At 64.5% G+C, this 19,288-nt stretch carries 20 protein-coding genes; 6 read left to right on the top strand and 14 right to left on the bottom strand.

From position 1 onward, the window contains the following. Positions 1 to 294: 294 nt before the first annotated feature. Both CLV47_RS06690 and CLV47_RS06685 read left to right on the top strand, forming a co-directional pair. Positions 295 to 711, top strand: coding sequence for a hypothetical protein (locus CLV47_RS06690; protein ID WP_106348255.1), 417 nt, complete (start codon positions 295 to 297; stop codon positions 709 to 711). A 299-nt stretch (positions 712 to 1,010) separates the two neighbouring features. Further along, positions 1,011 to 1,739, top strand: coding sequence for a Clp protease N-terminal domain-containing protein (locus tag CLV47_RS06685; protein WP_106348254.1), 729 nt, complete (start codon positions 1,011 to 1,013; stop codon positions 1,737 to 1,739). Between the two features lie 160 nt (positions 1,740 to 1,899). Here CLV47_RS06685 and CLV47_RS06680 read toward each other — a convergent pair whose 3' ends face one another. The 6 genes from CLV47_RS06680 to CLV47_RS06655 all read right to left on the bottom strand — a co-directional run bounded on the left by CLV47_RS06680 (position 1,900) and on the right by CLV47_RS06655 (position 6,145). Next, on the bottom strand, positions 1,900 to 2,514 hold the full coding sequence (locus tag CLV47_RS06680) for a recombinase family protein (protein ID WP_106348253.1): 615 nt from the start codon (positions 2,512 to 2,514) through the stop codon (positions 1,900 to 1,902). A gap of 180 nt (positions 2,515 to 2,694) precedes the next feature. Next, a complete protein-coding gene (locus CLV47_RS06675; protein ID WP_106348252.1) occupies positions 2,695 to 3,123 on the bottom strand; it encodes a type II toxin-antitoxin system VapC family toxin in 429 nt (142 codons plus the stop codon). After that, positions 3,120 to 3,347, bottom strand: a complete 228-nt coding sequence (locus tag CLV47_RS06670) for a FitA-like ribbon-helix-helix domain-containing protein (protein WP_106348251.1) — start codon at positions 3,345 to 3,347, stop codon at positions 3,120 to 3,122. The genes CLV47_RS06675 and CLV47_RS06670 overlap by 4 nt, the downstream gene beginning before the upstream one ends. A gap of 232 nt (positions 3,348 to 3,579) precedes the next feature. Further along, the gene (locus CLV47_RS06665; protein WP_106348250.1) at positions 3,580 to 4,482 is read right to left on the bottom strand and encodes a hypothetical protein; all 903 of its coding nucleotides are present in this window, start codon (positions 4,480 to 4,482) and stop codon (positions 3,580 to 3,582) included. Between the two features lie 318 nt (positions 4,483 to 4,800). Next, a complete protein-coding gene (locus CLV47_RS06660; protein WP_106348249.1) occupies positions 4,801 to 5,262 on the bottom strand; it encodes a hypothetical protein in 462 nt (153 codons plus the stop codon). Positions 5,263 to 5,326: 64 nt separating this feature from the next. Then, positions 5,327 to 6,145, bottom strand: a complete 819-nt coding sequence (locus CLV47_RS06655) for a MerR family transcriptional regulator (protein ID WP_106348248.1) — start codon at positions 6,143 to 6,145, stop codon at positions 5,327 to 5,329. Positions 6,146 to 6,367: 222 nt separating this feature from the next. Here CLV47_RS06655 and CLV47_RS06650 point away from each other — a divergent pair, with 222 nt between their 5' ends. Then, positions 6,368 to 6,976 carry a hypothetical protein gene (locus tag CLV47_RS06650; RefSeq protein ID WP_106348247.1) on the top strand — a complete coding sequence of 203 codons (609 nt, stop codon included), beginning with the start codon at positions 6,368 to 6,370 and terminating at the stop codon, positions 6,974 to 6,976. 54 nt (positions 6,977 to 7,030) lie between these two features. On the opposite strand, the gene CLV47_RS06645 is transcribed toward CLV47_RS06650, so the two are convergent. The 4 genes from CLV47_RS06645 to CLV47_RS06630 form a co-directional block, all read right to left on the bottom strand. Next, a complete protein-coding gene (locus tag CLV47_RS06645) occupies positions 7,031 to 7,651 on the bottom strand; it encodes a class I SAM-dependent methyltransferase (protein ID WP_106348246.1) in 621 nt (206 codons plus the stop codon). A gap of 61 nt (positions 7,652 to 7,712) precedes the next feature. Then, complete coding sequence (locus CLV47_RS06640; protein ID WP_106348245.1) at positions 7,713 to 8,864, bottom strand: acyl-CoA dehydrogenase family protein; 1,152 nt, start codon at positions 8,862 to 8,864, stop codon at positions 7,713 to 7,715. A 2-nt stretch (positions 8,865 to 8,866) separates the two neighbouring features. Next, positions 8,867 to 10,882, bottom strand: a complete 2,016-nt coding sequence (locus CLV47_RS06635) for an acetyl/propionyl/methylcrotonyl-CoA carboxylase subunit alpha (RefSeq protein WP_238145260.1) — start codon at positions 10,880 to 10,882, stop codon at positions 8,867 to 8,869. A 2-nt stretch (positions 10,883 to 10,884) separates the two neighbouring features. Next, a complete protein-coding gene (locus CLV47_RS06630) occupies positions 10,885 to 12,489 on the bottom strand; it encodes a carboxyl transferase domain-containing protein (RefSeq protein ID WP_106348244.1) in 1,605 nt (534 codons plus the stop codon). A gap of 202 nt (positions 12,490 to 12,691) precedes the next feature. Between CLV47_RS06630 and CLV47_RS06625 the strand changes: the two genes are divergently transcribed. After that, a complete protein-coding gene (locus CLV47_RS06625) occupies positions 12,692 to 13,336 on the top strand; it encodes a TetR/AcrR family transcriptional regulator (RefSeq protein WP_106348243.1) in 645 nt (214 codons plus the stop codon). Here the strand turns inward: CLV47_RS06625 and CLV47_RS06620 are convergent. The 3 genes from CLV47_RS06620 to CLV47_RS06610 all read right to left on the bottom strand — a co-directional run bounded on the left by CLV47_RS06620 (position 13,333) and on the right by CLV47_RS06610 (position 15,718). Then, positions 13,333 to 13,953 carry a DUF4262 domain-containing protein gene (locus tag CLV47_RS06620; RefSeq protein WP_106348242.1) on the bottom strand — a complete coding sequence of 207 codons (621 nt, stop codon included), beginning with the start codon at positions 13,951 to 13,953 and terminating at the stop codon, positions 13,333 to 13,335. The two genes, CLV47_RS06625 and CLV47_RS06620, sit on opposite strands and share 4 nt — an antisense overlap. Positions 13,954 to 14,144: 191 nt before the next feature. Continuing rightward, positions 14,145 to 15,188: a methyltransferase gene (locus CLV47_RS06615; RefSeq protein WP_106348241.1), complete on the bottom strand. Its 1,044-nt coding sequence runs from the start codon at positions 15,186 to 15,188 to the stop codon at positions 14,145 to 14,147. Positions 15,189 to 15,220: 32 nt separating this feature from the next. Continuing rightward, on the bottom strand, positions 15,221 to 15,718 hold the full coding sequence (locus CLV47_RS06610) for a DUF5336 domain-containing protein (protein WP_146135305.1): 498 nt from the start codon (positions 15,716 to 15,718) through the stop codon (positions 15,221 to 15,223). 230 nt (positions 15,719 to 15,948) lie between these two features. On the opposite strand from CLV47_RS06610, the gene CLV47_RS06605 reads away from it, so the two are divergent. Further along, positions 15,949 to 16,995 (top strand): LLM class flavin-dependent oxidoreductase, encoded by a 1,047-nt coding sequence (locus CLV47_RS06605; RefSeq protein WP_106348239.1) that lies wholly within the window; start codon positions 15,949 to 15,951, stop codon positions 16,993 to 16,995. Between the two features lie 140 nt (positions 16,996 to 17,135). After that, positions 17,136 to 17,801: a DUF4232 domain-containing protein gene (locus CLV47_RS06600; protein WP_170110985.1), complete on the top strand. Its 666-nt coding sequence runs from the start codon at positions 17,136 to 17,138 to the stop codon at positions 17,799 to 17,801. Positions 17,802 to 18,570: 769 nt separating this feature from the next. Here the strand turns inward: CLV47_RS06600 and CLV47_RS06595 are convergent. After that, positions 18,571 to 19,278 (bottom strand): DUF3137 domain-containing protein, encoded by a 708-nt coding sequence (locus CLV47_RS06595; protein WP_106348410.1) that lies wholly within the window; start codon positions 19,276 to 19,278, stop codon positions 18,571 to 18,573. Positions 19,279 to 19,288: the final 10 nt, after the last annotated feature.

Here is a 19,288-nt window from a genome sequence, read left to right as displayed (position 1 = left end):
CCACCGCCATCGTCGCCGCTGACTGTTCCCCTTGCGGGGAAGGATCGCCACATCCTGCCGGGTGTCGACAGGGAGTTCCATGATGAGCCCAGCGGGTCGGGTGCGAGCGGACAAGCCTGCGGCATCTCGGTGAGCAGGCCTCGAACGCGGCAGCGCTCGGGGTGGGCACCTGCAGACCCATCCGTCCTGACTCGCTGGTCGACCGCCGGTGCCGTAGCGTCGCCGTTTGCCTGTGCGTTCCGCTGCTGCTCGACGGGAAGACTGTCTTGGTGGGGCAATGGCTAGAGTCGGGACGTGGAACGCGGCGAGGTTTGGTGGGCCGAGTTCGACGAGAAGCGGCTCGTGGTGCTGCTCTCCGGTGGTGCGGGGCAGGAGTTTCGGGCCATGCAGATCGTCGAGCCGGCGACACCGGAGCAAAAGCTCGGGTTCGTGCTGATGTCCGGTGACCAGGCAATCGATGCCGATGAGCGTCGCCGCGTCGTCGCCGAAGCCGGGCCGGATCCCCGGGCGGTCGGGATCGAAGTCTTCCTCGGAGCCGAGGCGGGTCTGGCCGAGCCCGGCGTTGTCCGGGTGGCGCTACCCAAGGATGGCACGATCTTCTGCACCTGGAGGGCGACCGTCGACGCCGATCACCTGATCGAGCGGGTCGGCGTCCTCTCGCCGGAGAAGCAGCACGAGCTGGATGTCGCTTTGCAGTTGGCGGGCGAGTGAGGGCGTCTGGGCCGGCCGCCGGCCATCATCGCCCCGCGGCGGATGGAACATTCGCCGAGCCGATGGTTCGACACGAACAGGGCGGCTGGCTGTCGCCTTCTGGCTCACGGATGGACGTCACGGCCTTCTCGAATTCGGTGCTGAGGTGTCTGGTGGGACGGTGTCGGCCGAAGGACGCCGGGCGTCGGGCGGCCAGCCCCACGTGCGATCGTCAGAAGTACCGCATACCTATCCCTCAGCGATCATCGAATGTCAATGGGCGATTGCGCTATCGCTGATTGTCAATTTATAGTTGCGCTATGAGAGACACGCTACCTACCCTTGACACACTGATTCTTCACGTCCAACGACTGCGTCCTGACGGCGATGCACTACAACGCCTCGATGATGCACTGGAAACCGCGACGACCGTGAGCGGGTTGACTGAGCATCTGGTTGGCCATTTCGTCGATGAGGCGCGGCGCACCGGCACCTCATGGGCCGAGGTTGGCCAACACCTCGGCGTCAGCCGGCAAGCGGTCCAAAAGCGCTACGCCGCCCCGGAGATCGATCGCGGCGGTAAGCACCCCGGGTACTTCGACCGGATGGTTCCCGCGGGGAAGCACACCATCGTGATCGCTCAAGAACAGGCGCGGCACCGCCACGCACGTCGCATCGACACCGAGCACCTGCTGCTTGGCCTGTGCGGCAAACCTGATGCCACCGGCGCACTAGCCCTTGCCCGCTGTGACGCGCCCCCGGACACGATCACCGCCGCCATCAACGGTCGGATCGGCCTACCTAGCGCCGAGAAGGAGACCGAGAAGCTGCCATTCAGCCCCGCCGGCCAGCGGGTCCTGCAACACGCACTACGGGAGGCCCTACGCCTCGACCACGACTATGTGGGCACCGGCCACCTAGCGCTGGGCTGCCTCACCGTTACCGAAGGAATCGCCTCCGAGGTCCTGGTCAACCTCGGCGTCACCTACGACGCACTACGCGACGCAATCAAAGACCTCTCTGCGACCGAACACCGCCCCGCCAGCTAGCAGCACCAACCGCGCCACTACCACGCTTCACGATGCGAAGGCCACAACGGACGTCCTGTAAGCCGAACCCCAATCGAACGTCACCAGCGAGCAGGCAGGCCGGGGAACGCCGACGTCCCGGAGGGGTGCCGGATACGGGACAGCCGGCGTCGTGGCCGGGTCAGCGCCTTGAAGACGCCTCAGCGGGGCCAGCCTTCGCCGCGACTCTTTGGCGTTCGATGGCTCGGTAGACCGTCGAGCGGCCAACGCTGAAGAGTTCCGCTACCTCGAGGGTGCTGTACTCGCCACTGTGCACCAGCGAGACCAGGTGAGCTTCCTGCTTCCGATTGAGCTTGGGCTGCTTGCCGCGCAGCCGACCCTTGGCCTTGGCGACCTTCATGCCCTCGACTGTGCGAAGCCTGATGAGGTCGGACTCGAACTCAGCGACCATCGCGAGAACGTTGAATAGCAGCCGTCCCACGGCGTCGGTTGGGTCGTAGACCGAGCCGCCGAGCGATAGGCTGATCTGTCGGGTGGTGAGCTCGTCGGCGATCGCCCGGGCGTCAGGCAGTGACCTGGCCAGACGGTCGAGCTTGGTGACCACCAGGGTGTCTCCGGCTCGGCATGCGGCGAGGGCTTCACGGAGTCCGGGTCGTTCCCGGTTGGTGCCGGTCAGCCCGTGGTCGACGTAGACGCGCTCCGGCGCCACGCCGAGCATGGTCAGTCCGTCGCGTTGGGCGGTCAGGTCTTGTTGGTCGGTGGAGCATCGGGCGTACCCGACAAGTAGCGCGCTCATGGCGCACCTCCAAGGGTGGGCCCGGTCGGGCCACGGCCTGTGGCCGGCTCGGGCGTCGGGCAACGCCCGACTGCACCAGCCAGCGCCGAGCTCGCCTCCTGGCGCAAGGCCAGGTACGCGACCTCATCGGCGTGGACCCCTCTCGTGGCCGCAATCGCCGCCCAACCCTCTGGGGATGGCTCAGTCTCTGGGCGTGGTCGTGTCCCATGGATTGAGGCAAGGGACGCCGAGGGGTTCGAAGTGTTTGGTGTTCCGCGTCGCGATGGTCATCTCTGCAGACTCCGCGACGGCGGCGATGAGGGCGTCGTCGAACGGTGCGTGCTCGGGGACCCGATAGGCTGCGAGGATCCGGGCCGCCGACAGGTCGAACGGCAGCACCCGGCCTGCGAACGTGGGCAAAACGTTCTCCTCGAACCAGCGACGCAGGACGACTCCTTGCTCAGCGTCGGATCGCTCCTTGGCAATCACTGCGCGCTCGATTTCCGCGATGGTGAATGCTGAGACGAACTGGTCACCGACGGAAACCGACGCTGCCCACAATTCGACAATCCGGTTGCGCCCTGTGACCCGCATTGCGGACACCACGTTGGTGTCCAAGAGGTACCTCACAGTTGCGCTGAGCGAGCCGTCAGGCCCAGGCGCTCGGGTTCGAACTCGATGTCGGCACCGTCGTCGGTGCCCAGGAGGTCAACGATAGTGACGGGCTCATCCGCCAGAGCCTTGGCGAGCATCTCGCGCGCCTCCGCCTCAACAGACCGGTGACGCTGCTTGGCACGCGCGCGCAGCGCGGCTTTGGTCCCCGCGGGAAGGTTGCGGATCAGGATCTGTTCCATAACGACCACCTTCGATATCACCCCAACGATATCACTATCAGATTCGAGCGTCACGGCAACCGCGGCGCGACCTCCCAGTGGCGACCGGACTCGGCAGCACCTGCCTCAGTTCCCGGGCGATCCCGTGTGCGGATCGATTTACGGGAACCTGACCGCGTCACTCGCGGCGGAATGACGCAGTCGCGGACTCGAGAGTTTGACGTCTCTATGCATTGGAGGCCACGCCTGTCGATCAGCGCGAGTGCTGCTGCGGGTGTGGTTTAGCGGTTATTTGTTGGTTCCGTCGGCGAGGGCGACTCCGAGCGTCCGGAGCGGGCCGGTAGCACCGGCGTAGGGGTCGGTAACAGTGGTGCGGGTCGGCCTTACGGAGGACCTCGCATGCAGTCTCCAGTGCGCCCGCACCGAGGTGGCCCGCCATCTCGAGCGTGCGGGCGATGGCGAAGACGCGTCTTGCCGCGTTGGCTTGTTCGGTCCCTGGGCTGGTGACCAGTTGTTCGAACAGGGGCGACTCGATGCCTACGTCACGTCCGTCAAGAGCGTCGGTAAGCGTGTGCGCGGCCATTGGGTCGTTGGTGATGCGGTGAATCAGGGGTTCGGTGAATTTCCACAGCGGCTCGCGCGCGACCTCCAGGCGCCGCAGATTGAAGATTCGCTCGACATACGCAGGCAGGTGATCGGCTGGTGCCACATTGAACGTTAGGACGATGGCTTCAATCCAGCTGGTCGGCGCGCCCGGGTAGCGGTCTTCCTCCAGTTGCTCGAACCAATCGGTGAGGTCTTGGAGGCGGTCCTTGGCCTTGGTGCTGTGTGGGAAGAGGAGGTCGTGGACTGCGTTGACGACGTCACTTTTCGGTTGTGGGCTGCTAGGTGCGGGGCGCTTGCGATTCATCGCTTCGCGGAAGATGGTCTCGAGGTCAGTGTCGGGTATGTCCCAGGGGGCGGTGAGCTTTCTGAATGCCCAGTGTTCGCAGATACCTTGGTGGTCACCGCTGGTGGAGGACGCGACTGACGCTGCGATGACTCGGTGGAGGTTCTCGATGGTCGCGCCGCCGGACTCGATGAGCTGCAGGGTTGCGCTCTCGCCAGCCTCGACCTCTTCGGTCGCGATGCGCTCGCGTGGCTCAACTCTATACAACGTTCGCGGCGAGGTAGGGCTCCTGCCGCACTGAGTAGTCCGCCCTTCTGTCGCGAGATCGGTCTCGGCCTCGGCATTGCGTCAATCTGGACGGTATGACGCGGGTGTCGCCGACAGCCGACCACTGGCCAGGCGCCAGGCGTTTCATCGCGGCGTCCCGCTTGTGGAAGCGCCTACGTCGAAAGAGCAGGTCAGACGGTCGTACGGTGCGCACGGAGGAGTTGCGTCACCCTTTAGCCCGTCCGGAGGTCCACCCGGGAAAGGGACGTCCTGACCCGTCGACGGGCTGGCACTGTCTTGTAAAACTGCGGTCCGGTATCAGTCCAGCTGGCCGGAGCCGGCGCTCACTTGACGCGAACCAGAGCTCAGCAGACGGCGCACACCAGTCCGGGCAAGCATCAGCACGACGATCAGCGCGGTGACTGACCAGAAGTTGCCCAGACTCACTGCATCTCCGAAGACCAGCGCTATCAACTCCAGGATGACGAACTTGCTCCCAACCATGAGAAGCCACAGTGACAGCGCGGCAAGGCTCTTGCCTGCGGCGCTCGCGGCTGCCTTGAATCGAGCCTTGACCCGATCCTTGATCGCGAGAACGACCTCGAGGACGACCTTCAGTAGTACAGCGCTGAGCAGCGATAGCGTGAAGGTTTCGGCGACGACCTTCGGCAGGTATTCCGCAGCCAGATTGAGTACGACCACATAGACGAACACGTCGACGACGTCCACCGAGGAAATTGCCCAACGGCGCTTCGCCGACGGTTCCGGGGCAGCTGGCACACAAGTCACCTTATGGCACCGCCCGCGCCCGCGGCTCGAGATACCTGGCCGGTCGTGCTGTTCCTTAGTTGCCGCTGATCGGCATCTGCAGTGCGGTCTGCCAGGTCTCCTCGGGATCGGGATGGCCAACGAGATAGACCTCGCGCGCCGTACCGTCGGTGCGGTAGCCGTTGTCCTCGATCCACGTCGCGAGGATCTGGTAGGCCTCGCCGATCGTCGCCATCGCGCCGTGGTGGACGTATACCGCCGCCTGGTCGATCGCCGGCAGTTCGATCACCTCGACCGCATCGCCGCTGACTCCCGGGCCGACGGTGATTCCCGCTCCGACAGCAAGCGCACCGTCGGGCGCCGGTTCGTAGGTCGCGATTGCCGGGCCGGCCATCTGGATGCCCTCGCTCTGAAGTACGCCGGTCAGTTCGCCGTACAAACCCTGTACGACGGGCCCGACATCGGCGCTGTCGTTGCTTTTCGCGACTCCAGACAGCCGCGCGACGAGGACTGGTTCGACGCTCTCGACGGTGACGTTGTTCGTGCTCATGGTGCCTTCTCTTTCGATCATTCGAAGTCTCGCCTCAACGCGACCGAGTCGATCGGTGTCTGCGGCGAGCTGTTCGGCCAGCTGCGCCTGACGAAGCCGCAGCATGCCGCGCAGTTCCGACGTATCGACCTTCTCGTCGAGGACCGCGCCGACCTGCTCGAGGCTGAAACCGAGATCCTTAAGCGCGACCAGCCGGTTGAGCCGTTTCAGCTGCGCCGCCTCGTACGAGCGGTAGCCGCTGAACGGATCCACGCGGGCCGGACGAAGTAGGCCGATGGCGTCGTAATGCCTCAGCATGCGGACCGAAACCCGGCCCATCCTGGCGAACTCTCCGATGTTGAACATGACGCCACCTAGCTTCCGGTCTCACACGATGTCAGAGTCAAGAGGATGCTTCAGCACATCTTGATCCACGACGGGTGTTGAAGCCACATGGCCCAAAGGCGCCCGAGCAGAGGAAATGGCGAACACGGATGAACCGAGGCAAATCGACCCGGCGTCAGCCTCCAGAGCCTGGTCGAGGCCAGCACACCGACGGTCCCGGACGGGCACAATGCCGGGCTCCGAGTGTCGGTCACGGTGTACGGCGCGTGGCAGCCCGGCGTCACGTTCGCGCTCGGCGAGCTGGACCCGAACTTCGGCAACAATCCCGCCGTCCTCACCACCGTGGCCGGCCATCTGGCGCTCGTCGTACCGGCTGACACGACGATCCTGCGCGACGTGTGGGACGTACGGCGTATCGACGTTTCGGTGTCCGCCGCGCAGCCCGTGACGGCGGCACCCGGCTCTCTCGTGGTCGACAACGGCTCCCGTACGGCGACACTATCCGCCCAGCAGTTGGCCAGCCTGCCGCAGCAGTCCCAGCAGGTCGCGTTCTCGGCGGGCGGCGCCCCCGAAACACATACCGAGGCAGGCCCGACGCTGCGTGACGTCTTGTCTGCCGCTGGGCTCTGGCCGCTGTCCACAACCTCCGTCACGGCCGTCGGATCTGATGGCTACGCCGCCGCGGTCACACCGGCCGAAGCGACACTCGGTGGCCGTCCACTGCTGATCTCCCTGCGCGAAGACGGCCAGCCACTCGCCCAACCGCGCCTCATCACCAAGGGCGACATCAAGGGCGGCCGCTACGTCAGCAACACCGTGGTCCTCGACGTCGCGACGAAGCCGCTGTTCTGAGTACTTCCGTCATCCAAGTTGGCTGCTACTGCAGCCGTAACGTATGACGTCCCACTAGTTCGGGGTCTTGGTCGCGACGCCCTCATACATGTAGCCGAGCGGTTTCGGTGATTCGACGTAGTAGTTGGTCAGGCTCGTCAGCTCAAGACTGGACGCTCCGATCAGGTCCTCGATCGCGCGGTTCAGATGGCAGCCACCGGCGATCCTGCGCTGGATAGGAGTCAGCCGGTCCTGCCAGCGGGCCACCTTTGAATCCGGCGATCGGCCATGCTCGGCGAAATGCAGCGCCCCGCCGGGCCGCAACACTCGGGCGATCTCGGCGAGCGCAAGGCCCGCATCGGGGATGGTGCACAGCGTCCAGGTAGTAAGCACATGATCGACACTCGCGTCAGGAACATCGAGTTTCTGTCCGTCGAGGCCGACGTACTCGACGGGCACCTTCCCGGCTGCTATCCGGCGTTCGGCAAGCTCTCGTCCCTTCATCGCCGGTTCGACGGCGAGGACGCGGTCGACCGCAGTCGGGTAATAACGGACGTTGAGTCCCGAACCGAAGCCGATCTCAAGCACCTGACCGCTAAGTCCGTCGGCCACCCGGGCGCGGATGCGGCCGAACTCCTCGTTGCGCATGACGCGGTCCATGAAACGCGGCAGTATTCGGTCGGTGTAGGTACCCATGCGCTTCAGTATGGCCGACCTGCCGGTGTAGTCGAACTACGAACCGAGAGATTTGAAGTTGTTAGGCGAGGCCGAGGTCGCGGGCGATCAGCATCAGCTGCACTTCCGACGTACCTTCGCCGATCTCGAGAATCTTGCTGTCCCGGTAATGCCGGGCCACCGCGTAATCGTTCATGAAGCCGTACCCGCCGTGAATCTGGGTCGCGTCTCGGGCGTTATCCATGGCCGCCTCGCTGGCCACGAGTTTTGCGATCGAGGCCTGTGTTTTGAACGGCTTGCCGGCGAGCATGCGGGCCGCCGCGTCGTAGTAGGCAAGCCGGGCGGTGTGCGCGCGTACCTGCATCCGGGCGAGCTTGAACTCGATCGCCTGGTAGCGGCCGATTGACTGGCCGAAAGCCTTGCGCTCATTGGCGTATTTCACGCTCTCATCCAGGCAGCCCTGCGCGGCGCCGACGGACACTGCGGCGATCGCGATCCGGCCCTCGTCGAGGATCCGCAGGAAGTTGGCGTAACCACGACCGCGTTCGCCGAGCAGGTTTTCCTCAGGTACGACGACGTCGTCGAAGGACAGCGGGTGCGTGTCCGAGGCGTTCCAGCCGACCTTGTTGTACGCCGGCTCCGCGGTGAACCCGGCCGTCGGCACCGGGATCATGATTGCGGAGATCTCCTTCTTGCCGCCGTCGCGTTCACCGGTGACCGCGGTGACGGTGACCAGTTTAGTGATGTCCGTGCCGGAGTTGGTGATGAACTGCTTGTTGCCGTTGATCCGCCAGTGTCCGTCCTCCAGGCGCGCCGTGGTCTTAGTGGCACCGGCATCGCTGCCGCCGTCGGCTTCAGTCAGCCCGAACGCGCCGAGCGCGGCACCCGATGTCAGCTGTGGCAGCCATTCCTGCTTCTGTTGCTCGTTGCCAAACCGATAGACCGGCATCGAGCCGAGCGAACAGCCGGCCTCCAGAGTCATCGCGACGCTCTGATCGACCCGGGCGAGCTCCTCCAGCGCGATGCACAGCGTGAAGTAGTCGCCGCCCATCCCGCCGTACTCCTCGGGGAACGGTAAACCGAACAGCCCGAGCGATCCCATCTTGGCGACCACGTCGTACGGGAAGGTCTTCGTCGCATCGTGGTGCGCGGCGACCGGTGCCACGACCTCGTCGGCGAACTCGGCGACGGTCTGCTTCAGCGCGCGCTGTTCCTCGGTGAGCTCGAACTCCATCGCTACTTCTCCTTCGCAGTGGGGGTGTCGTCAGTGGCGGCCTCGTCGGGATGGATGGTCAGCAGCAGCTGATCGACCGCTACCAGTTGGCCTACCTTGAGCGCGAAGTCGCTCGTCACTCCGTCGATCGGCGCCACCAGCACGTGCTCCATCTTCATCGCCTCGACGACCACCAGCGGTGTCGCCTTGGCGACCGACTGCTGCTGTTCGACGTGTACGGCGAGCACGGTGCCAGGCATCGGGCTGCGTACCTCGCCGTCTGTAACGGCGTCGTCCGCGGCGGCACGTTCGAGGGGTACGTCGCGCAGCGCGGCGGTCGCACCGTCAATGTGGATCCAGGTGGTGTCCCCGTCGTCGGCGATCAGCGCACGGCGCGAAACACCGTCGGTCGTGACGTGCAGGTGATCGTGCGCACGGAAGCCGTCGACCGGGAGCGGCTCGTTGTCGTTGATCGTCAAGGTCATCCGGGCGTCGCGAGTGACCCTTAACCGCACATCGATGGTCTCACCGAACGCGTTTTGAACCGTCCAATGAACCGGCGCATTGGGTCGGCCGGCACGCCACCCGGACCCGTCGTCCCACGGCGCCAATCCGTGGCGAGCGCCGGACAGATAATGGTGCAGCGCGAAGGCGGCGTACGCCGCTGTGGGCGCGGTGCCGGCGGTGAGTGACTCAATCTCCCGACCGACAAGACCGGTGTCGAGCTTGCCCGCGCGCACGTCGGGATGGTTGATCAACGCACGCAAGAATCGCAGGTTGGTGGTGACCCCGAGCACCACGGTCTCTCCGAGCGCACGATCCAACCGCGACAGCGCCGCCGCACGGTCCTCGCCCCAGGCGACGACCTTGGCGAGCATCGGGTCGTACGTCGTACCGACCTCGGCGTCCGGCAGTAACGAACTGTCGACACGTACGTCGACTCCGTCCGGTTCGCGTAGCTTGAGCACGCGACCTCCGGTGGGCAGGAAGTCACGGGCCGGGTTTTCGGCGTAGACCCGGGCCTCGACCGCGTGCCCGTTGAGGACGAGGTCGTCCTGCGTCATCGACAGCGGTTCGCCTGCTGCGACTCGGAGCTGCTGCTCGACCAGATCCAGGCCGGTGACCATTTCGGTGACCGGATGCTCCACCTGAAGGCGGGTGTTCATCTCCATGAAAAAGAACTCATCGGGCGCGTCGGCGGACACGATGAACTCCACCGTGCCGGCGCCCGCATAGTTAACGGCTGCGGCCGTATCGACGGCCGCCTTACCGATCCGGTCGCGAGTGGCCTGATCCAGCAGGGCGGACGGCGCCTCCTCGATGATCTTTTGGTGGCGCCGTTGCAGTGAACATTCGCGCTCGCCGAGGTGGATGGTGTGGCCGTGCGCGTCGGCGAGCACCTGGACCTCGATATGCCTGGGGTTGCTGACAAATCGCTCAAGGAAGAGGGTGTCATCGCCGAACGACGTTGCGGCTTCGCGGCGCGCGGTGACGATCGCCGAGGCTAACCCGGCCTCGCTTTCCACCAGGTGCATACCTTTTCCGCCACCACCGGCGGACGGCTTGATCAGCACCGGATAGCCGATCTCGGCGGCGTTGGCGATGAGGTCGTCATCGGTCATGCCCGGGTCGGTCCGCCCGGGAACGACCGGTACGCCGGCACGTCCTACCGCATTTTTGGCGCGGATCTTGTCGCCCATGACCTCGACAGCGGAGGCGGGCGGGCCGATGAAGACGATGCCTTCCTTGTCCAATGCGCGAGCGAAGTCGACATTCTCCGACAGGAATCCGTAGCCCGGGTGGATCGCCTGCGCCCCAGTGGCTTTCGCCGCGGCAATGACGTTGTCGATCGACAGATACGAGTCACGAGCTGCCGCCGGTCCGATCCGTACGGCGATGTCTGCCTCGCGGACGTGCTTCGCGTGCGCGTCCGCGTCGGAGTAGACCGCGACGCTGCGGATGCCCATGGCGCGCAGGGTCTTGATGACGCGGCAGGCGATCTCGCCGCGGTTAGCAATGAGGACGGTATCGAACATCATGGTCACATCCGGAAGACGCCGTAGGAAATTTCGGGCAAGGGTGTTCGTGACGCTGCGGCGAGCGCGAGGCCAAGGGTCATGCGGGTATCGACCGGATCGATGATCCCGTCGTCCCACAGCCGAGCGGTGGAGTAGTAGGCGTTGCCCTGCTCGTCGTACTGCTGGCGGATCGGCGCCTTGAACTTCTCCTCGTCCTCGGCGCTCCACTCGCCGCCCTTGGCTTCGATCCCGTCGCGGGTGACCGTCGACAGCACCGACGCCGCCTGTTCGCCACCCATCACGGAGATCTGCGCGCCGGGCCACATCCACAGGAATCGCGGCGAGTAGGCGCGCCCGCACATCCCGTAGTTACCGGCGCCGAACGACCCACCGATGACAACGGTGAATTTCGGGACCCGCGCGGTCGCGACGGCGTTGACCATCTTCGCGCCGTTCTTGGCGATGCCGCCGGCCTCGTATTCGCGACCGACCATGTAGCCGGTGATGTTCTGCAGGAACAGCAGCGGAATATTGCGTTTGTCGCACAGCTCGATGAAGTGCGCGGCCTTGAGCGCCGACTCGCTGAACAGGATGCCGTTGTTGCCGAGGATGCCGACCGGATGGCCGTGGATGTGCGCCGTACCAGTCACTAGCGTGGCGCCGTACTCGGACTTGAACTCGTCGAACTCGCTGCCATCGACCAGCCGCGCGATGATCTCACGGACGTCGTACGGCGTGCGCGAGTCGGCCGGGATGATTCCGTAGAGTTCCTCGGGGTCGTACGCCGGTGCACGCGGCGCCTCGACGTCCCAGACGGGCTGGTCCCGAGGCCCAAGTTTGCCGACGATCTGCCGCATGATGTGCAGCGCGTGGGTGTCGTTATCGGCCAGATGATCTGTTACGCCGGAGGTTTTTGAGTGCAACAGGCCGCCGCCGAGGTCTTCGGCTGTCACGATTTCGCCCGTCGCGGCCTTCACCAACGGCGGCCCGCCGAGGAAGATCGTGCCTTGGTTCTTGACGATGATCGCCTCGTCGGACATGGCCGGGACGTACGCGCCGCCTGCCGTACACGAGCCGAGTACGGCGGCGATCTGCGGAATGCCCCGCGCGCTCATCGTGGCCTGGTTGAAGAAGATCCGCCCGAAGTGTTCGCGGTCGGGGAAGACCTCATCCTGTTTGGGCAGAAACGCGCCTCCTGAGTCGACCAGGTAGAGGCAGGGCAGCCGGTCGTTGAGCGCTACTTCCTGGGCCCGGAGGTGTTTTTTGACCGTCATCGGGTAATAGGTGCCGCCCTTGACGGTCGCGTCATTAGCGACGATGACGCACTCGCGGCCACTGACTCGCCCGACACCGGTGATGATCCCGGCTCCGGGCGCGTCGCCGTCGTACATTCCGTGGGCCGCCAACGGCGAGAGCTCGAGAAACGGGCTACCCGGATCAAGTAGCGTGTCGACGCGTTCGCGGGGGAGGAGTTTGCCGCGGCTGACGTGCCGGTCCTTGGATTTTTGCGAACCACCGTCGGCGGCCTCGATCCGCGCGCGCAGGTCGTCGACCAGCGAGCGTTGCAGTGTCGCGTTGGTGGCGAACTGTTCTCCGCCGGTGTCGATGAGGGTGGACAGTCGTCCCATGTGCCCGTCCGTTCCGTTCTAGAAGCCAGTGGTGCGCAAGTAGTGCGATCAGGTCGTCGTACGCCGGTCGCACCCTCAGTGTGCGCCGTCGATGATCGCCGCCGTATCAGCAGGATACGAACGATGACGCGTAGCTAGACCGACGACAAATTTCAGTTAGTAACCATTAACTGAACTAGAAATCTAGCGTAAGGTGGGCGCTATGTCCACGCGAGCGGAGTCCTCGGCTGAGTCCAAACAGCGTGATGCTCCACTCGCACCAGTGAGTCGGCGTACCGCTAAGGCCGCGCGCACCGACTCATTGCTCAACGCCGCGAGTCGACTGTTTGCCGACCGCGGATTTCACGGCGTTTCCATCGAGCAGCTTGCCAAGGCGGTCGGCATCAGTGGACCGGCGCTCTATCGGCACTTTGCCAGCAAGGGCGCGCTACTCGCCGAGGTATTACGTGATATCAGTCAGCGTCTGCTGGACGGCGGGATGGCTCGGGTCGGTGACGCGGGGTCGCCGCAAGAGGCGCTGCACCTTCTGGTCGACTTCCATACGGACTTCTCATTGACCGAACCCGAGCGAATCCGGGTGCAGGACCGGGACTTCGCCAACTTGTCCGCCGACGCCGCCCACGACGTACGGCACCTGCAACGCGAGTACATCGAACTGTGGGTCGACGTACTACAGGACTGCGATCCGGCGCTGGACGCTCCGACCGCTCGGCTCAAGGTCCAGGCCTGCTTCGGGCTGCTCAACTCCACGCCACACAGTGCGCGCGGGGGTGACCGGGCCACCACCAAGGCGGTGCTGACCGAGATGGCGCTCGCCGCGCTCGCCGCACCCCCTCTAACCTCCTAGTGCGCCGCGACCTCAATTCGCGGCGTACGAACCGGTCGATAATCGCCTGCGAAACCGATGACTTTATTCAAAAGGTCCCCGCTGGTAGCCGAAATAGTTGTCTTCGTCCGGCGGAAAGTCACCGGGTAGCGGCTGTGCGTATCTCGGCAGTGCGTAGTCAGGTTCCCACGGGTATCGATCACCGGCACGCCAATACACGTGGAGGGCCGGAATGTCGCTCGCTTCCGCCGGACGGTAGAACCGATATGTCTCGAAAGGATCTCCTCAGGGTTGGGCACCGTCTGGAACTGCAGCGCGAACCCGAATCCGTCAATCGTGTAGTCGACGCCTTTGCGCGGCTGACCACCGCCGCGGATCCAACGGCCAAGAGTATTGAGCACCAGGGATGTCGTGCCGGGATCGCAGCCATACATCAACAGTTCCGGGTGGCCGAGCCCATGTAAGCCCACGGTGTATCCGAATACGGTGTCCTCGGCATCCCTCTCGTCGCCGCATTCGCACCCTGGATAGGTGCATCCATCACCGCCGACATACGTGATCGCCCACCCGTTCTTGCGCACGGTCTCTCGCATCCACGCGTCTTCCTGATCGAGCCAGGCTGTGTCTTTGGCGTTCATGATCTGTTCCTTTCGTTGATCTCCGTTGCCCAACGATAGAACTGTTGTACGACATCTGATTTTGTTATCCACAGCGGCGCACCCACTCAGGCGGGCACCCGACACCGACCAGCCATCCTTCGCTAGACGACGGGATGCTCCGGTTTCTGGGACACGGGTATCCGGGTGACGGACTTCTAGGTGAGCGACTTCTAGGTGAGCGGCTTCTGGGCGACCAACGCGCCACGATGAGCGACCGTGCGCCGATAGGAGACATTCTCGAATCCGGCGTCGGCGGCGAACAGGGCCAGCTCACCGATAGACCAGCATTTGCCGACAGTCGAGTGCATCAGCAGGACGGAGTATTCGGCGTTGGCGAGCGGTCCGCGCTTGTCTGCGTCGATGTGCGCGTCGTGATCGACCATCCAGCCGCCGGGTGGCAATGCGGCGTACGACGCTCCAAGCAGGTGGCGCACACGCGGTTCGTCCCAGTCGTGCAGCACCTGCGAATACAGATGTAAGTCGTGACCCTGAGGTAGCGGATCAGTGAAGATGTCGCCGCTTCGCACGTCGACTCGGGAGTCCCAGCCGCGCTCGGCCAGCAGCAGCCGCGCCGCCACATCCACCGGCGGGCGTTCGACGACGGTGCCGCGGGCCGCCGGGCGGCCCGCGAGCAAGGAGCACGCATAGATGCCCGAACTGCCACCGACGTCAAGGATCGAGGTAGCCGGAAGATCACTCACGGCCGCGGCCAGCGCCGGACCAAGGAAGACTCCGCGCGCATCCATCGCCGCGGTGATCCCGCGCGCAAACTCCACGTCATCGAGCCGTTGCGACCATCCGGCGCCAGAACCGCCGGTCCGCGCGCTCGCCCAGGCCGCAGGTCGATCGGTCCGAAGCACGTCTGTCAGTTCGCCTACGGCCGGCCGCTCGGCCAGGGAGGCGTAGTAGGCATGCAGGCTCAGTGGCGAATCGGCGACCAGTTGTTGCCGAGCCAAATCGGTGAGTGAGATGACCCCGGACGGCTGCCGCTCGATCAGCCCTAACGCCGCGCCGTACGTAAGAAGCACGTCCAACGGACGCGTCGCAACCTCAAGTCCCGCGCTGATCTGCGCCTCGGTGACCGGCCCCTGCCGCTCGATCCAGGTAAACAGGTCTAGATTCACAACCGCGGCGATCAGCAGGTCGGGTGCATAGACACCGTCGCGCACCTGGTACAGCGTAGTTGGATCGGCAATCTCTGACGGCGAGGACATGTTCCGATCCTGCCACCGCGGCGTACGACGTCCTACGCCTCTCGGCAGGCATCGTAGTAGTTTTCGCTCTGCTCGTCGTACATCTGCCACACGGCCATGACACCGATGGCGGTCTGAGCTATGCCAAGCAGCAGGCCGATCCAGCCGATTGAGGCGACATCAAAGAAGTCGAACATGAGCAGGATCAGCCCAAATCCGGCCATCACCACCGACACCGCACGAGCCCAGCCCTTGCCGCGGGCGGTCGCCTCGGCCATCCACACCCACATCGCGATCCCGGCCAATAGCCCGATGGTGCCACCGAAGAACAGCAGCGTGCCGACGGAGAACCCGGAAAGGTCAAAGCGGTTTTCGGTGATCGCGCGTACGACGTTGAGCAAGAGCCTCAGACCCGTGACGATTGCCCCGATCCGCAGCAGCTTGACCGCCTTGGTGATGGGCGGCGGCGGCGCGATCTTTCGATCGGCCTTCGGTTTCGTCGAGACCCCGCCGGAGCGCGAGCCGACGGATCGTGAGTTGTAGTCGGACATCCCCATCACGCTCCCCGCACGCGCAGTACTTACTGATGCCCGATATATACCAGAGCGACGCCCCGGGTTCGGGGCACCACGCCATCGGACGTTCAACTAAAGACCGACATCGTCGTACGCCGGGGTCCGCGATGGGAGTCGATCCTATTTCAAAGGCGTATAGCCCCGTGCACGCGAACCGAAAATCTACCGATCGGGAAGGTTTAGTGCGCCGTCGACGTTAGCCAAGCGTGACGTCACTCAAACTCTCTGCCCTTGACCTTGTGCCCGTGCGCACCGACCAGACGACCGGCGACGCGCTTGCCGCGAGTATCGGTGTCGCGCAAGCCGCGGACCGCGCCGGCTTCACCCGATATTGGGTGGCCGAGCACCACAACATGGCTTCCGTCGCCGCGACCTCGCCGCCTGTGGTGATCAGCCTGCTGGCAGCGCGTACCGAGCGGATCCGGGTCGGGTCCGGCGGAGTCATGCTGCCCAATCACGCGCCGCTTGCGGTGGCCGAACAGTTCGCGCTGCTTGAGGCGGCGTACCCCGGACGGATCGACCTCGGTATTGGGCGGGCGCCGGGCTCGGATCCGGTGACCTCGATGGCGCTGCGCGGGCCGGCCGGTCGTGGCGACGAGGACATCCAGAACTTCCCGCAGTATCTCGATGATGTCGCCGTACTGATGAGCAAGGAAGGTGCGATGGTTCGCCTTCGCTCCAGCGATTACGGGTTGAAGGCGACCCCTCATGCGGTCAGTACGCCACCGTTGTGGCTACTTGGCTCGTCGGCGTACTCCGCGCATCTGGCCGCCGAAAAGGGCATGCCCTACGTGTTCGCGCACCACTTCTCTGGGCAGGGAACCGAACAGGCCCTGCAGATGTATCGCGCTGAGTTCCAGCCGAGTGAGCTGACGCCGGCGCCACGGACGTTCCTGACCGTCAACGCCGTCGTCGCCGACACTGCTGCGGAGGCCGAGGCACTCGCCCTGCCGCAGGCCCAGAACATGGCACGACTGCGGACCGGTCAACCGATGGGGTTTGTCGACCTCGTCGAGGACGCGCAGGCAACCACCATGAGCCCTGGACAGAACGATCTGATCGCGAGCAACGTACGCCGCACCATCGTCGGTACGCCGGCCGAAGCCGCCACCGAAATCCGCGCACTCGCTGCGCGGTACGACGTCGACGAAGTCATGATCAATCCGATCGCCTCGGCGTACCGCGGCGCATCGCCGGACCGCGCCGTCGCCCGGGAACGCACCCTCGAGCTGCTGGCCAAGGAACTTCTATAGCGGGACTTCTGTAGCGATGCGACTTCGTTAACCGCTCTTCGCCAATTGCATGATCTGTCAACCTGAACCGGACCTAGCCCGTCTGGACGTGTAGGTGGCGCGCTGAACGCGCGTTCCTCAACATGAAACAGGTGAACAAAATGCGCACGACACGAGCGATACAAATAGCGTCCATTGCCATCCTCGGACTCGGAGCGGCCGGCTGCAGCACCGCCGGCTCCTCAGGGCACGCGGGAAGTCCGTCGGGCGGTTCGGGATCGCAGGCTACGGGGCAGTCAAATGCATCGCAGTCGAGCGTGTCGGGGGCGTCCGGCACGTCTACGTCTGCGAGTAAAGCGCCAACGGCCGGGTCGCAGGACCAATCGCAGGCTGCAGGGTCCACCGCCCCGATCTGCGCGGCGGTCAACCTGACATTCGCGGCGGGTCAGCCCGACGGCGCCGCAGGCAGCACATATCAACCCGTCGTACTCACCAACAAGGGCACGGCGACGTGCACGCTCACCGGCTTCCCCGGCGTCTCGTTCGTCGCCGGCGATGACGGGCATCAAGTGGGCAACGCCGCGGATAAGGACAAGTCCAAGTCCGTCACAGCGGTCACGCTCGCGCCGGGGGCTAAGGCGCAATTCGTCGTACGCATTGCGCAGGCTGGGAATTATGACCCGTCGTCCTGTCAGCCCGTCGCAGCGCGCGGCCTGCGCATCTACACGCCCGGCGAGACTCACTCCGCGTTCTTGCCGTTGGACGTTCAGGCGTGCAGTACTACGGCGCAGAACCAGCTCACCACCGGACCAGTGACCGCTAGCTAGCCCACAACCCGCATGTCACCGCTGTCTCATCTTTGTCGCGGCTGATGTCGCGGGACGGGGAAGAGAAACGCGGGACAAGGAGCGCGATGCTGGGTACGAAACCACGGACCGAAGAGTACGGCCTCACGGTTGGTCGGGGGAGAAGGCAGTGTGGCCGGGACGCCACCTAAGGCATCCCGGCCACACTGGTTACTCGTTCCCGTAACTGGCCAGCGGACCGTGCGGGTCAGTGGCAGGGGGATTTGCCACCGGTACCGCTGGTGGCGGGAACGTATTGGTGACGGCAACACTGAGGACGCCGTCGAGTAGCGGCGAGGCGCCGTGAAGTCGCATATTGATTACGAAATTCACCGGCGGGACCAGCCCTGGAGCCGCACTACCTAGGGCCACCAAGAGCCAGAAGCAATCGTCCGCACATTTTTGGCGCACCAAAAATAGGACCTTCTGCAGTTCAACAACATTTCCCCCCACGAGAAATCCCCGGCGTTAGCTACCCCCGTAGCTCGCCGATCCAGCCGTGCAACTCGGTCAACTGACCAGGTCGGTGGACTTGGTAACGCAGAACCTACCCCCGGATCGCACGCATCACGGTCGTTTTCGCACATTCAGTGAGGCAGATGACATCTTCAAAAATCGCATCACAAAACTCGGTCCTTGCACCTGTAGATACGCCGAACGTCCCGGCAATCGAGTGTTGGCGTGCAAGCGGAAATACGCGCACTGGCCACAGAAATTCGCCATTATTCAGACGTGTACGGCGACCGAGAAATTAGTGGTTACGCGGTTCCCACGCGCTGCTGGGCATATCGCCCGCGGCGTGCGTGAGAATGCGTAAGTGCGTATCAAGAGTTTCGATGTTGTGTTGGTCGATCCGCGCGAGGCAGAGGTTCGGTCCGGCGGTCCAGATCTCGTCCAGAGGTGGTAGCTCCAGCAACTGCTGCATCGTGCGCGGCGATAGGACCGAGTAGACCGTCTCTGGATTCTTGGAGAACACCGCGTAGCGGTCATTGAACTCGCCGTACTCCAGATTTACCTCGTGCATCACGGACGTCGCCGTGGCACGCCAGGTTTCCGGATATATATGGACGTACGGTAACGGTCCGGGCATAGTCATCAGCGTTACGGCGTACGCCTGCATGTTGCCGCCGCGGGTCTGCGCAGACACGGTGAACGCCAGGAATCCCCATCTGCCAGCGATCCCTGCGACGATCGGTGGGTACGCCGCCCACTTGCCTGGAGCAAACGGACCGCCGGCGATGTCGATCGGGCTACCGTCGGACATCGTCGGCAACGCATCGTAAATGGCCCAGTTGTTGCTCTGCGCCATGATCGCGATCGACCTCGGGTCGATGTCATCGCGTCCGCGGAACTCGGGGGTGTCGCCCCATCCCGATCGTCCGAAGCCGCGCCCGCGGCGGCGTCCGTACCCACCGCCGAAACCGCCGCCGAATCCACCACCGAAACCACTACCGAACATGTGTGGGCCC

The organism is Antricoccus suffuscus (assembly GCF_003003235.1).
Lineage (GTDB): Bacteria > Actinomycetota > Actinomycetes > Mycobacteriales > Antricoccaceae > Antricoccus > Antricoccus suffuscus.
This window is presented reverse-complemented; position numbering and strand designations above follow the sequence as displayed.

What these genes read in the sequence shown, in the direction of transcription:
- CLV47_RS06685 (WP_106348254.1), top strand. Translation starts at nt 1,011, where the DNA reads ATGAGAGACACGCTACCTACCCTTGACACACTGATTCTTCACGTCCAA.
- CLV47_RS06680 (WP_106348253.1), bottom strand. Translation starts at nt 2,514, where the DNA reads ATGAGCGCGCTACTTGTCGGGTACGCCCGATGCTCCACCGACCAACAA.
- CLV47_RS06670 (WP_106348251.1), bottom strand. Translation starts at nt 3,347, where the DNA reads ATGGAACAGATCCTGATCCGCAACCTTCCCGCGGGGACCAAAGCCGCG.
- CLV47_RS06655 (WP_106348248.1), bottom strand. Translation starts at nt 6,145, where the DNA reads ATGTTCAACATCGGAGAGTTCGCCAGGATGGGCCGGGTTTCGGTCCGC.
- CLV47_RS06645 (WP_106348246.1), bottom strand. Translation starts at nt 7,651, where the DNA reads ATGGGTACCTACACCGACCGAATACTGCCGCGTTTCATGGACCGCGTC.
- CLV47_RS06640 (WP_106348245.1), bottom strand. Translation starts at nt 8,864, where the DNA reads ATGGAGTTCGAGCTCACCGAGGAACAGCGCGCGCTGAAGCAGACCGTC.
- CLV47_RS06635 (WP_238145260.1), bottom strand. Translation starts at nt 10,882, where the DNA reads ATGATGTTCGATACCGTCCTCATTGCTAACCGCGGCGAGATCGCCTGC.
- CLV47_RS06630 (WP_106348244.1), bottom strand. Translation starts at nt 12,489, where the DNA reads ATGGGACGACTGTCCACCCTCATCGACACCGGCGGAGAACAGTTCGCC.
- CLV47_RS06625 (WP_106348243.1), top strand. Translation starts at nt 12,692, where the DNA reads ATGTCCACGCGAGCGGAGTCCTCGGCTGAGTCCAAACAGCGTGATGCT.
- CLV47_RS06620 (WP_106348242.1), bottom strand. Translation starts at nt 13,953, where the DNA reads ATGAACGCCAAAGACACAGCCTGGCTCGATCAGGAAGACGCGTGGATG.
- CLV47_RS06615 (WP_106348241.1), bottom strand. Translation starts at nt 15,188, where the DNA reads ATGTCCTCGCCGTCAGAGATTGCCGATCCAACTACGCTGTACCAGGTG.
- CLV47_RS06610 (WP_146135305.1), bottom strand. Translation starts at nt 15,718, where the DNA reads ATGTCCGACTACAACTCACGATCCGTCGGCTCGCGCTCCGGCGGGGTC.
- CLV47_RS06600 (WP_170110985.1), top strand. Translation starts at nt 17,136, where the DNA reads ATGCGCACGACACGAGCGATACAAATAGCGTCCATTGCCATCCTCGGA.
- CLV47_RS06595 (WP_106348410.1), bottom strand. Translation starts at nt 19,278, where the DNA reads ATGTTCGGTAGTGGTTTCGGTGGTGGATTCGGCGGCGGTTTCGGCGGT.